This is a genomic window from Oxalobacteraceae bacterium OTU3CAMAD1 (assembly GCA_024123915.1).
GTDB lineage: Bacteria > Pseudomonadota > Gammaproteobacteria > Burkholderiales > Burkholderiaceae_D > Rugamonas.
The window spans coordinates 867482-881675 of record CP099650.1; the positions used below are offsets into that span (position 1 = coordinate 867482).

Here is a 14194-nt window from a genome sequence, read left to right on the forward strand (position 1 = left end):
GGCCTCTCTTATTGGGATTTGAGTTGCAGCGCGGGCGTGACCTGGCAGGCGCGCCAGGTCGGCAGCAGCCCGGCCAGCACCGCCGACAGCACGGCCAGCGCGAAGGTGGTCAGCAACATGATCCAGTCCATGTGCGCCACCGCCGTCAGCGCCTTCGACTGCATGGCGATCAGCGCCAGCGCGCCAAAGGCCAGCAGCAATCCGAGCGCGCCGCCGGCCAGGCCGACCACCGTGGTCTCGATCAGGAACTGGTTGAAGATCTCCCGGCGCGAGGCGCCCAGCGCGCGGCGGATGCCCACTTCGGCGGCGCGCACCGAGAACTTGGCCAGCAGCAGGCCGATGGTGTTGACCAGGCAAAGGACCAGGAAGCCGAATGCCAGCCACGCCGACAGTTTGCTGTCGTTGGCCACCACCTTCAGGTAGTCCAGCCATTCGCGCACGTCGTAGAGCATGTTGGGGGCGTTGCGCTTCAGGCGTCCCAGCTTGCGCTGTTCGATCGCGTAGCTGTCCAGGAAGCTTTGCAGTTCTGCGCGATCGGCGCCGCTGCGCGTCTCGAACCAGAACTGGATCCAGGTACACTCGGAGTTCAGGAAAGCCTGGAAGCCGGGGCCGAAATCGCTGCTGCAACTGGTGCTGCCGTTGCGCTGCATCTCGTGGCGGATCGCGCTGGTGAACGGAATATACAGTTCCTCCTCCTCGCTAAAAGGGCCGTCCCTGGCGCCGATCACACGGTGGAAGCGCGGCACCACGTTCCAGGTATCGAGCACGCCGACGATCTGGTACTGGAAGCCGCCCATGGTCATGCGCTGGCCGACCGGATCGGCGTCGCCATACAATTTTTCGGACAGCTTGCGGCTCAGGACCACGACATCGGCGCCCGCCTTGTCGTCGGCCGGGCTCCAGCCCTGGCCGTGCAGGAAGGGCGCCTCGAACATGTTGAAGAAATCGCCGCTCGGGGCGATGCCGCTGGCGTTGAACACGCCGATGTCCTTGCGCGCCGGCTCGATGGCGACGGCGATGCCGTAAATCGCCGTGCGGCGCTCGCCGGCTTTGCTGCCCAGCAGATTGACGGCGTCGCGGTAGCTGATCTGCTTGTCGTTTGGGCCGTCGGCGGGAGACCAGCCTTCCAGCGGGCCGTTGTCGACCAGCGGCACGAACAGGCGGTCGCTCTTGCTGGGGATCGGATCGCCCGACATCACGTGCAGGATGGTCAGGGTGGCGATGCTGGCGGCCACGCCGATCGCCAGGGTCAGCACCATCAGCGCCGTCAGCGCCGGATTGCGGCGCAGGCTGCGCAGGCCGAGCATAAAATAATATTGGAACATGCTGGTCCCCTTAGGCGACATGCGACTTGCCGTCGGCGCTGGCCTTGGCGTCGAATAAAGAAGGCGCCTTGCGCACCAGGTCCGACACCTGGCCGTCGATGATGTGCACATTGCGCTGCGAGCGCACCGCCAGTTCCGGGTCGTGGGTCACCATCAGGATGGTGGTGCCTTGCGCGTTGATCTCCTCCAGCAGTTCCATGACGCCGCGCGCCATCTGTGTATCCAGGTTGCCGGTCGGTTCATCGGCCAGCAGCAGCTTGGGCGAGCCGGCCAGCGCGCGCGCAATCGCCACGCGCTGCTGCTGGCCGCCGGACAGTTCGGCCGGATAGTGCTTCATGCGCGAGGCCAGGCCGACCTTGGACAACGCGTCTTCGATGCGCTCCTTGCGCTCGGCGGCGTTGAAGCCCCGGTAGCGCAGCGGCACGTCGACATTGTCGAACAACGACAGGTCGGGGATCAGGTTGAAGCCCTGGAAGATGAAGCCGAGTTTTTCGTTGCGCAGGCGCGAGCGGGCGTTGTCGTCCATGCCCTTGACGTTGATGCCGTCGAGGATGTACTCGCCGTCGGTGAATTCCTCGAGCAGGCCGGCGATGTTGAGGAAGCTGGTTTTGCCGGAACCGGACGGCCCGGTGACGGTGACGAATTCGCCCTGCTTGACGTTGATCTCGAAGCCGCGCAGCGCGTGGGTTTCGATCATGTGGGTGCGATAGACTTTGCTCAGGTTTTGCATGCGCAGCATAATGGATTCCTTTGAACTGGTGTCGAGTGAATTAGTTGTTGATCGAGACGCGCGCGGCGTTCTCGAACGTTTCGCTGCCGGCGATGACGATCTTGTCGCCTTGTTTCAGGCCATCGAGGATCTCCACGGCGGAGACGCTGGTGGCGCCCATCTTGATCGGTGTGCGGATGGCGATGCCGTCGCGGACCACATAGGCGAAGCGGCCGCCCTCGGATTCGACGAACGGGCCGCGCTGCACCATCAGCGTGTTGGGTTTTTCGTCGATCAGCAGGCGCGCGGTGATGCGCTGGTTCTGGCGCAGGCCGGCCGGCTGGGCGCCGTTGAAGCGCACCCGCGCCAGCACCTGGTTCTTGACCACCTCCGGCGACAGCGCCGACAGCTTGCCGGTGGCCGTGCCGGTGCCGACGTTGATCTCCGCGCTCATGCCCAGGCCGATGTCGGCGACGTAGGTTTCGGGCACTTCCAGCTCGACCTCCAGCTTGGACAGGTCGACCAGGGTCATGAGCGGTGTGTTGAGCGGCACCACGCTGCGGTTGGCCACCGACAGCGTGCCGATGAAACCGTCGACCGGCGCGCGCACCGTCAACTCGTCGACGCGGCGCTGGGCGTTGGACAGGATCATGCGCTGCTGCTCCAGCTGTTTGACCTTGGAGGTCAGTTCCAGCGCCACGTTGTCGCCTTCCAGTTCGGCCGCCTGGCGGGCATGGCGGGCGCGGATGTCGGCGGAGTTCAATGCGTCCTTGGCCTTCTGGTAGTCGATCTTGGCGACGACGCCGTCGTTGGCCACGGCGTCGTAGCGCTCCAAGGTGCGCTGGGCGGACAGGCGGTCGATTTCGGCGGTGTCGGCGTCGCGTCGGGCCAGCAGCTTTTGTTTGCGGGCCAGGATCTTCTGGCGCTCGACGTCGGCCTCGATCTGCGCGTAGGCCGATTGTTCGCGTTTGAGCGCGTCCGACAGGTCGGGCGATTCGAGCACCGCCAGCACGTCGCCCTTTTTGACGGTGTCGCCGGCGGCCGCCTTCAGGGTGACGGTGGCGGGGGACGTCGAGTACAAGGTGGGGCTGATGGCGGCGACGATGCGGCCGTTGACGGCGGCGTCGCGGATCAGGGTGCCGCGCGTGACTTCGGCGATGCGCAGGCGCGAGATGTTGACCGAGTGGTCGCTGCCGCCCCAGGTGTGGAACAGGTAGTACCCAACCGCGAGCAGCGCGAGCGCGGCGGCGGCGATGACGAGGCGGCGCTTGGCCGTTTGGCCCTTGGGGGCGGCGATGACGGCGTCTTGGCTGGAGGTGTCGCGGATCATGGTGGTCGTTGAGAAAAAGATATGCGTGTCTTTGCAGGATCCGTGCCACTTTGTAAGTGCTTGAATTTGCTCGGTTTTGTTGTGACCTGTCCGCTGTCCGGGTGTCCGCTTTTGTCCGGGGTTGTCCATTGCGGCGTCCGCGTCCGGTTGATATTTTGCCAATTGGAATTATATGGGGTGCTGTCGCCACTATTTTCTTTCCCATGACTTTGATCGACAGGCTTACCCGGTTTTTGCTTCCCGCCATGCCGGCCGACGAGATCGGCGACTATCCTTATGTCGCCAGCGATGTGGCGCTTTATCAGCGCATCTTGCACGGGGACGGCGGCGCGCTCGATGCGCAGACCTGGGACGATATGCTGCTGCCCCAATACAGCGCGCAGCTGGCGCTCGGCACCAGCATCCTCGGACAGCAGGAGCTGCACCGCCGCCTGCACGCGCCGGACGGTGGCGAGCAGGTGTCCGCGTCCGCCGCGCGGGTGCGGACGTTGGTGGACGACGGCGCACTGCGGCAGCAATTGCTCACCGCCTGCGAGGGGCTGCGCCGCGCGGACCGTGAAGTCGGCGAGACCTTGTTCGGCGCGGCGCCGGCGCCGGTGCCGCGCTGGGCGCGTTATTTGCCATGGCTGCCAATGGCGTTTCTGCTGTCGGCCGCGTTGGCGCTGTTCAGCGGCTTCCTGCCGCTGTGGGGCGTGACCTTGGGATTGTGGTTGTCGCTGTCGCTGGTGCAGATGCGCTTTAGCGAGGCGGCGTCGGAATGGGAGCGCATCCTCAAGACGCTGCAGCAGATGCTGCGCGCGCATACCTTGCTGTCCAAAGTCGACGGGATGACGGCCGACCTGCGCGACGACGCGGCGCGCGCCGGCAAGGTCAATCGCGGCATGAGCCGCTCGCTGCTCGCGCAGTTGCCGGGTGTGCGCGAATACGGCGACTGGCTTTGGCTGATGAACATCCGTCACTACTTCGACAGCCGCGAGGTGGTGCGCGCCAACCTCGATCTGCTGCGCGCGAGTTTTCAGCGGGTCGCTGCGCTGGAGGCCGACCTGGCGCTGGCGCGGCATCTGGCGCAGGCGCCACGGTATTGCTGGTCCGGACACGGGCACGGCGTGACGCTGGAGAATGCCGTGCATCCGCTGCTGGCCGAGCCGGCGCCGTTGTCGTTTGCGCTGGAACGGCAGGGCGCCTTCATCTCCGGCCAGAACGGCATCGGCAAGAGCACCTTGCTGCGCACCGTCGGGTTGAATCTGATCGTGGCGCGCGCCTTCGGTTTCAGTTACGCCGACGCCGCCGTCACGCCGTCGCTGCCGGTCTATTCCAGCATGCAGAACGAGGACGCGCTCGAAGGCGGCGAGAGCCTCTACATCGCCGAGCTGCGCCGCGCGCGCGAGCTGCTGGCGCTGGCCGAGCGGGCGCCGGCGATCTTCATCATCGACGAGATATTCAGGGGCACCAACCATCTGGAATCGATATCGGCCGCCGCCGCCGTGCTGCATACGCTGTCGGCGTCGGGCCGGGTCATCGTCTCGTCGCACAACCTGGTGCTGGCGCCGTTGCTGGGCGAGACGCTGGCGCCGTGGTGCGTGAGCCGTGTGGACGGCCATTTGCGATTGGCGCCGGGAGTGTTAAAAGAAACCAACGGTATCGCCTTGCTAGCCACGCGCGGCTTCGACGCCGCCATCTCGGCCAAGGCCAACCGCGTCCACGATTGGCTCAGCGATTACATGGCGCACCCTGCCGATTGCGAGGCGGTGCTGGGAGAGTAAAACGCATTTTTCATCGCCCGAATGTCAATTTCTTGGTATATTTCGGATTCACATTATTGCCAGCAGGCAATGATAATTCGATGAATGCGGGGAAATGATGAACAATGTGACTGTGCGGGCGAGTTTGTTGGGTGTGCTGCTGTTATTTGCGGCCATGCTGGTGGTTGGAGCGGGGCTCGGTATCTATGCGTTGAAGCAGTCGAACCAGGCGATCGCGACGGTACACGAGATCGGCGCGCAGGTCATCGTCATCAACGACGCCTACAAGGATACGACCCGCACCCGATCGGCCTTGACGCGCGGCTACACCACCGTCAAGGAGGGCGGTAGCAAGGAAGACCGCGACTCCGCCCTGGCCAGCGCCAAAAAATCCTACCAGCGCACCTTGGACTTCATCGACAAGTATGAAAAGGCGCCCGCCTATCCGGGCCAGGACGCGCAATTGAAAGCCGGCCTGATCGAGGCCGGCCGCGCCCAGTCCCGCGTGCTCGAGCGCGCCGCCGCCGCGCTGGCGCAGGACGACACCGACGCCTACACCACCATCAACACCAAGGAGTTGACGCCGACCGGCGCCGCCTTCTCGGCCCAGCTGGAAAAATACCAAAAGCTGAGCGACGAACAGATCACCGAGCTGATGGACAGCGGCGCGCGCGAATACAAACTGGTCATGTGGCTGGTCGCGCTTGGCCTGGCCGCCGCGCTGGCGCTGGTGGTCGGCGTGCACCTGCTGCTCAAGTCCGTCGTGCTGCGTCCGCTCGAGCGCGCGGTGGCGCTGCTCGACCAGGTCGCGCACGGCGACCTGACCGCCCATATCGACCAATCCGGCGACAACGAGATCCAGCGTCTGCTGGCGGCGATCCGCCGCATGCAGCAGGATTTGCTGTCGACCGTGTCACGCGTGCGGCGCGGCGCCGAGGTGATCAACACCGGTTCGCAGGAGCTGGCGGCGGGCAATATGGAGCTGTCGTCGCGCACCGAGACCCAGGCCAGCTCGCTTGAGGAGACGGCCGCGTCGATCGAGGAACTGACCAGCACCGTCAAGCAGAACTCGGAAAACGCCCAGCACGCGCGCTCGCTGGTGGAGGAGGCCTCCAGCACCGCCGCCCAGGGCGGCGAGGTGATGCACCAAGTGGTGACGACCATGAACGACATCAACGAATCGTCGCGCAAGATCGTCGATATCACGGGCGTGATCGACGGCATCGCCTTCCAGACCAACATCCTGGCGCTGAACGCGGCCGTCGAGGCGGCCCGCGCCGGCGAACAGGGGCGCGGCTTCGCCGTGGTCGCCAGCGAGGTGCGCAACCTGGCGCAGCGCTCGGCCGCCGCCGCCAAGGAGATCAAGCTGCTGATCGATAAATCGGTGGCCAACATCCAGCTGGGCACCGACCTGGTCGAGCGCGCCGGCACGACGATGAACACCCTGGTCGGCAACGTCCACCAGGTGACGCAGATCGTCGGCGAGATCGCCGTCGCCAGCCGCGAGCAGAGCGAGGGCATCGAACAGGTCAACCAGGCGATCGCGCAGATGGACCAGGTCACGCAGCAAAACGCCGCGCTGGTGGAGGAGGCGGCTGCCGCCACGCAGTCGCTGCAGGACCAGGCCGGCGAGCTGGCGCAGACGGTCAGCATCTTCAAGATCGACGCCGGCGGCGCTTCCGCTGGGACCACCGGGCGGGCGCTGGCGCTGGCCTGACCCGTGTTTGTCACGGCTTCCCGTTGATGTCCCGCTTGACATCCGGCGCGGGGAATTCTATTATTTCTGTAACGACAGAAATGAAAGAATTCCATGATCCTCGCGCCGACCATCCAAAAATACATCCTGCACTGGGGCGAGATGGGCACGCGCTGGGGCGTCAACCGCACGGTGGCGCAGATCCACGCGCTGCTGTTCCTGTCCAACCAGCCGCTGCCGGCCGAGGAGATCGCCGAGACGCTGACCGTTGCCCGCTCCAACGTCAGCAACAGCCTCAAGGAGCTGCAAAGCTGGGGGCTGGTGCGCATCACCCACATCGCCGGCGACCGGCGCGACCACTTCGTCGCCCTGCAGGACGTGTGGGAAATCTTCCGCGTCATCGTCGAGGAACGTAAAAAACGCGAGATCGATCCGACCCTGACGGTGCTGCGCGAATGCGCGCTCGAGGCGGAGCACGACCCGGCGCTGGAGCCGGCCACCAAGGTCAAGATGGACCAGGTGCTGGACTTCCTCGAAATGCTCACCGCCACCTATGGCGACTACAAGCACCTGCCGCCGGCCACCATGCAGCGCTTCCTGAAAATGGGCGGCAAGGTCGCGCGCCTGCTCGGCGGCGACGACAGCAAGGCGGCCGGCGAATGATGATCCCGTCCGAAGGTGAACTGTTTAAAAAAATCCTGGGCCGAGAGTGGAGCAAGCTGCATCCGGATATCCAGGCCCGCTTCGACAAGAATCCCTTGCCCGGCACGCCGCTGTATTACACGGGGCATTTGTCCGAGCTGACCTGTTCGCGGGTCGGCCGCGTGCTCGGTTATCTGAGCATGCCCTTCGTCAAAGGCGCGCTGATGCCGTATAACGACGCCGACTTCCCGGTCGACATCCAGGTCTATTCGAAGCGCGATTGCGCCTGGATCTTCAAGCAGCGCACCTACCGCCTCAACGCCCGCCAGCCGGTGATGTTCACCTCCTACATGGCGGAAAGTCCAAAGGGGGAGGTGCTGGAGTACGTCGGCGCGGGCCTGGGCATGAAGCTGGTGCTCGACGTCCGCGACGGCAATCTGCACTTCGAAAGCGATGGTTATTTCTGGCAGCTGTTCGGGGTCCGCATTCCACTTCCCGGATTGCTCACGCCGGGCAAGACCTTCCTGTGCCACCGCAATAACAACGCCAACCAGTTCGACATCCGCATCGAGATCCGGCATGCGATCTTCGGCACCACCTTCACGCAAGCCGGCGTTTTCAGGGAGGTCTCGGCATGAACACGCATTTATTAGCCTTGCAGTTGATGGCTTTCCAGGGCTGCCTCGGCGCCTTCGACACGCTGTATCACCACGAACTGACGGAGGCCTTGCCGGGCCGCGCCAGCGCGCGGCGCGAGCTATCCATCCACGCGGCGCGCGCGCTGATTTACAGCGCGATGTTCATCGGCCTGTCCTCGTGGTCGTTCCAGGGCGTCTGGGCGGTGGTGCTGCTGCTGGTGTTCGTGGTCGAAATCGTGCTGACGTTGTGGGACTTCGTGGTCGAGGACCGTACCCGCCTGCTGCCGGCGACCGAGCGTGTCACGCACACGGTGCTGGCGATGAACGGTGGCGCCTTCATCGCGCTGCTGGCGTTGGACACGCCGGCGCTGGCGGCCATGCCGACGGCGCTGGTGTGGCAGCCGCAGGGCGCCTTGGGCGTGTTCCTCGCCTTGTGCGGCGTGGGCGTCGGCTTGTCCGGCCTGCGCGACGCCTGGGCCGCGCGCGCCATCGGAAAAATGGCGGAGCGCGAGTCGGCGGCGCCGTCGGTGCGCTTTGCCGACGGCGAGCGTGGCTTCCTGGTGACCGGCGCCACCGGTTTTATCGGCCAGCGGCTGGTGCGCGCCTTGCTGCGCGACGGCCATCGGGTCACGGTGTTGAGCCGCCAGCCGCGCCAGGCCGCGTGGCTGTTCGACGGCCGGGTCGAGTGCGTGGGCGGGATGGAGCAGTTGCCCGCCTCGCGCCGCATCGACATCGTCATCAACCTTGCGGGGGCGCGCATCCTGGGCTGGCGCTGGACGGCCGCACGCCGTGCCGCCTTGCGTCAGAGCCGTGTCGCCTTGACGCGCAAGCTGGTCGACTGGATCGCCGCCGCCGAGCACAAGCCGGCTGTGTTGTTGTCGGCGTCGGCGATCGGCTACTACGGCACACAGAAGCGCGGCGACGACACGGTGTTGACCGAGAAGGATGGTCCGCAGCCGATGTTCATGTCCGACCTGTGCCGCGAGTGGGAGGAAGCCGCGCAGGCGGCGGAGGCGCATGGCGTGCGTGTGGCCCGCATGCGTTTCGGGCTGGTGCTGGGGACGCAGGGCGCGCTGCCGATGATGCTGTTGCCGATCAAGCTGGGGCTGGGCGGGTCGCTGGGCGGCGGCACGCAGTGGCTCTCGTGGATCCACGTCGACGACCTGATCGGCGGCATCGCCCACCTGTGCCGTGGCGGCGACGGCGGCGCGTACAACTTCACCGCGCCGGAAGTGGTCAGCCAGGCGCAATTCAGCCGCGCGGCCGCAACGGTGCTGAAGCGTCCCTACGGATTCCCGACGCCGGGTTGGCCGATGCGGCTGGCGCTGGGCGAGCAGGCCGACTTGCTGCTCGAAGGCCAGCGCGTCTTCCCCGAGCGGCTGACGGGGGAGGGCTTCGTGTTCCGCCACCCAACCCTGGACGGCGCGCTGCGCAGCGTGGTTTAGATCGGCAGCTTGACTCCCCCGGATCTTGGAGGCAATTATGAATGTGCTGGTGATAGGTGCGACGGGTTTGATCGGGGGCCACGTGCTGCGTGCCTTGCGCGCGGCCGGTTGCGTGGCCGTCGGCGCCAGCCGCCGCCGTCCGGCCGACGAGCGCGCGGACGAGTGGATCGAGCTGGACTTTGGCGGCATGACGCGCGAGCAGGATTGGCTGCCGCTGTTGGCCGGCTTCGATGCCGTGGTCAACTGCGTCGGCATCATCCGCGAGGCGCGCGCGGGCGATTTCGACCGCCTCCACCGCGCCGCGCCGGTGGCGCTGTTCGCCGCCTGCGAGCGGCTCGGCGTGCGCCGCGTGGTGCAGGTGTCGGCGCTGGGCAGCCATCCCGACGCGGCCACCGGCTACTGGCGCAGCAAGGGCGCGGCCGAGGTCGATCTGCTGGCGCGCCGGCTCGGCGCCACCATCGTCCGGCCGTCGCTGGTGTATGGCGACGAGGGGGCCAGCAGCGTCATGTTCCGCATGCTGGCGACCCTGCCGGTGCTGATGATGCCGATGGCGCACCGCGCCCGGGTGCAGCCGATCCACGTCGACGACCTGGCGCCGATCGTGGTGCGGCTGGTGATGGAACAGGGCGCGGTGCCGCGCGAGCTGGCGGTGGTCGGCCCGCGCGCGGCCACGATGGCCAGTTATCTCGGCGCGCTGCGCGACGGCATGGAGGCGGCGCCGGCGCTGGTGATGGATTTGCCGATGTCTGTGGCGCGCGTGGTGGCGCGGGTGGCCGGCATGATGCCGTCGAGCGCGCTAACGCCGGAGTCGCTGCTGATGCTGGAGCGCAGCGCCGACGGCGGTAACACCGCCGATCCGGCGCCGGCCGCCGCGTTGCTGGGCCGTCCGCTGCGCGACCCGTCACGCTTCACGCGTCCGCATCAGCGCATCGTCTCCGTCTGGTCGTGGGGCGCGCAACTGGTCACCTTGGCGATGGCGATCCTGTGGCTGGTCACGGCCTACGTGTCGTGGTTCGCCTGGCCTCATGCCGAGAGCATGGCGTGGCTGGGCGCGTGCGGCGTGCCGGCCGCCTGGCAGGAACCGATGCTGCTGGCGGCCAGTCTGACCGATGCCACCATCGGGGTGCTGTTGTTGCTGCGCCCGCGCCGCTGGCTGTGGGGGCTGCAGTTGGCGCTGGTCGGCGGCTATACGATGGTCCTGAGCGTGTGTCTGCCGCAGTTCTGGCTGCACCCGTTCGGACCGCTGAGCAAGAACCTGCCGTTGCTGGCGGTGATGGCGGTGATGTGGCGCCTGAGCGCCAGAAAGGATTGAAATCATGGAATACCTGGCAGTCAAATGGGTGCATATCCTGTCGGCCACGCTGATGTTCGGCACCGGCTTCGGCACGGCGTTTTATATGTTCTTCGTCAACCGCACGCGCAACGTGCAGGCGATGGCGGTTGTCACGCGGCTGGTGGCCAAGGCCGACTGGTGGTTCACCACGCCGTCGGTGATCCTGCAGCCGCTGTCTGGCTTCTGGATGATCCACCTGGCGGGTTTTCCATTGTCGTCGCGCTGGATCGTCTGGTCGTTCGCCTTGTATCTGCTGGCCGGCGCCTGCTGGCTGCCGGTGGTGTGGCTGCAATTGAAGATGCGCGACATGGCCGCGCAGGCCGCCGCGACCGGCGCGCAACTGCCGGCGCGCTACTGGCGCTACGAGAAGATCTGGACCGCCCTCGGCTTCCCGGCCTTCATCGGACTGCTGGTGGTGTACTGGTTGATGGTGCACAAGCCGGCTTAGATGTGGCCCGGGCCTCGCCTCCAAGGTGATCTGGCTCCAGCGGGAACTGATCGATGCGGGCGGTCCGATGCGCAGCCTTATTCTTGATAACCTGGCTGACCCCGCACAGGCACGACCTTGCCTTGCCAGCCGCCATTTTCCATTGCGATGACCAGGCAGTCGCCCGGTCCGTCGGCACGGGCCAGCAGGACGCCGCCGGCGGTCCACACGGCGCTGCCTCCGGCGGCGTCGTAACCGCCCGACGGTGCGGCGTGATTGGCCATCAACACGCCGATCCCGAAATCGGCGGCGTAGTGTTCGAGCAGCGCCGTGTCGTGCGCATACCCGCCTTTGGAGATCAGCACGCCAGCCAAATACAGCGTGGCGCCCGCCCCGGCGGCCGCCGCCACGTGGGCGCGGTGCGTGATGTCGGCGCAGATCGCGAGCGCGTAGCGGTGGCCGAGTAGCGAGCTGACGTGTGTTTCGATGTGGCCGGCCCGGGCGTAACGATCCTCGCCGGCATGTAAAAATTGTTTACGGTAGACGCCGACTTCGCCGTTCGGCCCGTAGGCGAACGCCGCGATGCAGGGCAGGGCCGCCTCGCCGTCCGCCGTGGGGGCGCCGACGACGACGGTCATGCCGGCGGCGATGGCGGCCTCGCGGATCGGCGCCAGCGTGGCGTCGTCGGGGGCGAGCGCGCAGCCGCGCAGCAGTGGCAATTCATAGCCGCTCAGCGACAGCTCAGGGAACACCAAAAGTTCGACGCCGTGCTCGCGCGCCGCGTCGATGAATGCCAAGTGGATGCGCACATTGGCTTCCACGTCGCCGGCGACCGATGGCGATTGCGCCGCAGCCATACAAATAGACATAAGTATTTTCCTCTCCAGTGTTCAAACCCGGGGTAAGGTCCGCCATTGTTACACGGCCTGGTCTGTAAAGGGGCGATACGGCCGAGCACGTGTAGCATTGGAGGACCCGACCCCGGAGTTTATGCAGCTCACTTCTCTTGCTTGAGCGGCTTGCCCTTGTCCATCACTTCGCGGCAGTCGCCTTTGAAGCTGGCGTTGTCGTAGTTGCTCCAGCCGTAGCTGTCGACGTAGCGCTTGTGCGGCTTGAAGCGCTTGTTGATGAAGCTCCATTCCAGCCGCTCGTCGCCGTATTGGATGTCGCCCAGGTCGAGCAGCGTGTGGAAGATGTTTTCCGTCGCCAGTCTGGCTTTGCGGTGGCGTAGCAGTTGCCTGACCTTGTCCGGATAGCGCTCCCTGTATTCGTCCGAATACCACACCAGCGCCGGCACATGGAATTCGTGCTGCGTGTTGTGGCCGTGGAAGGCGAGGTTGCAGCTGCCGTCGTATAAGGTCTGGCCGTGGTCGGCGACGTACATCATCGACGTCAGCTGCGCCGTGTCCTTGAGCTGGCCGATCACCTGCGCCAGGAACCAGTCCGTGTACAGGATCGAGTTGTCGTAGCTGTTGTTCATCTCCGGCTTGATCTTGAGGTCGGTGTGCACCGGTTTATCGACGCCGTACAGCGACGGCTGCCATTTGTCGAAGTCCTTGGGGTAGCGCTGGCTGTAGTTCCAGTGGCTGCCCAGCGTGTGCAGCACGATCAGCTTTTTCGGCGCCGGGTCGGCGATCGCGTGCCGTAGCGGTTCGAGCAGGATCTGGTCGAGGTTGGAGCGGCTTTTGTAGCCGCCCAGGTTCATGAACTGGATCACGTCCGCTTCCTTGGCGAACACCGATACCGGCGTGTCGAACTCGCCGAACGAGATCTGGTTCGATAGCCACCAGGTCTTGAAGCCGGCTTCCTTGTAGGCGGTGAGGAAGGATTTCTCCGAGAAGCCTTCCTTGAGGCTTTGCATCGCCGGCTTGCGCGAGATGATGACCGGGATCGACAGCCGCGTCGCCGACACCGCCGTGATGACGTCGCTCAGCGCCACCAGGTTCGGTTCCTGGCGCAGCAGCGGCGTGGTGTCGCGCGCGTAGCCGTTGATGCCCCAGCGGTCGTAGCGCGACGATTCGCCCAGCACCATGATGACGATTTCCGGCCGTTCGTTGTCCTGCGGCTGGTGCGCCTGGAAATGGAAGGCGCTGCTGCGCTCGCCGAGGCGCGCCAGGTAGAGCCGCTCCTTGTAAAAGTCCAGCCCGCGCGCCGGCAAGCCCAGCGGCCACGACGAGGCGAAGTCGTTAAAACTCAGCGGCGAGCGGCCGCTGGCCGCCAGTCCGCCCAACACCACTAATATAGAGAGCGCGATCCAGCGGCTTTTGCCGCGCCACGCCAGCGCCGGGCTGCGGCGGGCCGCCAGCTGGATCGCCAGCCACCAGCCGAGCACGGCGAGCATGACGCCGGCCATCAGCCAGATCTTGTTTCCCAGGAATTCCATCGCCTCCTTGGGGCTGCTCTCGGCGATGATGCCCAGGTGGTGGGTGGAAATGCCCTGGCCGTAGTACATGAACAGGTACATCTCGGTCGGCAGCGCCAGCAGCGCCGGCAGCAGCAGCCAGTGGAACCAGGCGGGGCGCTGGAACACGGCCCACACCGCGAGCCAGGCCAGCAGTTCGGCGGCGAGGATGCGCCCCAGGTCCGGCACTTGTCGACCTAGCAACAACGGCACGCACGGCACCAGCGACAACAGCAGGTAGCTGGCGAGCACGAACAGCGGGGCGGGGCGTAACAGCGGAGTCGGGGACGGTACGGTGAAGAGGCGGCGCATTCCAGGGGCAAGATGTGTTAATGTTTGCCATTATCAGCCGTTTCCTTGCTTCCGGGCCAGTTTTTAGCGGCCCGCCACGTCGCATGTTGCCGCGAAAAAGTTTGACTGGTCATCCGATCACGTCTATACTCGCGAGTTCTCTATTTAGTCTGCGCATCGTATACGCTGTTTCAGGCCGCTCCCTGTGAGTGGCT

General features: G+C 65.7%; 12 protein-coding genes. 7 read left to right on the forward strand and 5 right to left on the reverse strand.

The genetic code is table 11. The annotated features are described in order from the left end of the window. Window positions 1–8: 8 nt before the first annotated feature. Genes NHH88_03700 through NHH88_03710 form a run of 3 tightly spaced genes read right to left on the reverse strand, consistent with a single transcriptional unit; the run spans window position 9 to window position 3364 of the window. A complete protein-coding gene (locus NHH88_03700) occupies window positions 9–1325 on the reverse strand; it encodes an ABC transporter permease (protein USX14909.1) in 1317 nt (438 codons plus the stop codon). Window positions 1326–1335: 10 nt separating this feature from the next. Beyond that, a complete protein-coding gene (locus NHH88_03705; protein USX14910.1) occupies window positions 1336–2064 on the reverse strand; it encodes an ABC transporter ATP-binding protein in 729 nt (242 codons plus the stop codon). A 31-nt stretch (window positions 2065–2095) separates the two neighbouring features. Further along, complete coding sequence (locus tag NHH88_03710) at window positions 2096–3364, reverse strand: efflux RND transporter periplasmic adaptor subunit (GenBank protein USX14911.1); 1269 nt, start codon at window positions 3362–3364, stop codon at window positions 2096–2098. A 203-nt stretch (window positions 3365–3567) separates the two neighbouring features. Between NHH88_03710 and NHH88_03715 the strand changes: the two genes are divergently transcribed. From NHH88_03715 to NHH88_03745, 7 genes are all read left to right on the forward strand, one after another. After that, window positions 3568–5127 carry a DNA mismatch repair protein MutS gene (locus tag NHH88_03715; GenBank protein USX14912.1) on the forward strand — a complete coding sequence of 520 codons (1560 nt, stop codon included), beginning with the start codon at window positions 3568–3570 and terminating at the stop codon, window positions 5125–5127. Between the two features lie 97 nt (window positions 5128–5224). Further along, on the forward strand, window positions 5225–6823 hold the full coding sequence (locus NHH88_03720) for a methyl-accepting chemotaxis protein (protein USX14913.1): 1599 nt from the start codon (window positions 5225–5227) through the stop codon (window positions 6821–6823). Window positions 6824–6916: 93 nt separating this feature from the next. Continuing rightward, the gene (locus tag NHH88_03725) at window positions 6917–7465 is read left to right on the forward strand and encodes a GbsR/MarR family transcriptional regulator (GenBank protein ID USX14914.1); all 549 of its coding nucleotides are present in this window, start codon (window positions 6917–6919) and stop codon (window positions 7463–7465) included. Beyond that, complete coding sequence (locus NHH88_03730) at window positions 7462–8082, forward strand: DUF4166 domain-containing protein (protein ID USX14915.1); 621 nt, start codon at window positions 7462–7464, stop codon at window positions 8080–8082. The genes NHH88_03725 and NHH88_03730 overlap by 4 nt, the downstream gene beginning before the upstream one ends. Next, a complete protein-coding gene (locus NHH88_03735; GenBank protein USX14916.1) occupies window positions 8079–9527 on the forward strand; it encodes a TIGR01777 family oxidoreductase in 1449 nt (482 codons plus the stop codon). Before NHH88_03730 ends, NHH88_03735 begins: the two co-directional genes overlap by 4 nt. Before the next feature lie 37 nt (window positions 9528–9564). Beyond that, window positions 9565–10839, forward strand: coding sequence for an SDR family oxidoreductase (locus tag NHH88_03740; protein ID USX14917.1), 1275 nt, complete (start codon window positions 9565–9567; stop codon window positions 10837–10839). Between the two features lie 4 nt (window positions 10840–10843). Beyond that, window positions 10844–11308: a DUF2269 domain-containing protein gene (locus NHH88_03745; protein ID USX14918.1), complete on the forward strand. Its 465-nt coding sequence runs from the start codon at window positions 10844–10846 to the stop codon at window positions 11306–11308. A gap of 77 nt (window positions 11309–11385) precedes the next feature. On the opposite strand, the gene NHH88_03750 is transcribed toward NHH88_03745, so the two are convergent. Both NHH88_03750 and NHH88_03755 read right to left on the reverse strand, forming a co-directional pair. After that, a complete protein-coding gene (locus tag NHH88_03750; protein USX14919.1) occupies window positions 11386–12156 on the reverse strand; it encodes a carbon-nitrogen hydrolase family protein in 771 nt (256 codons plus the stop codon). A 128-nt stretch (window positions 12157–12284) separates the two neighbouring features. Then, window positions 12285–14000, reverse strand: coding sequence for a sulfatase-like hydrolase/transferase (locus NHH88_03755; protein USX14920.1), 1716 nt, complete (start codon window positions 13998–14000; stop codon window positions 12285–12287). Window positions 14001–14194: the final 194 nt, after the last annotated feature.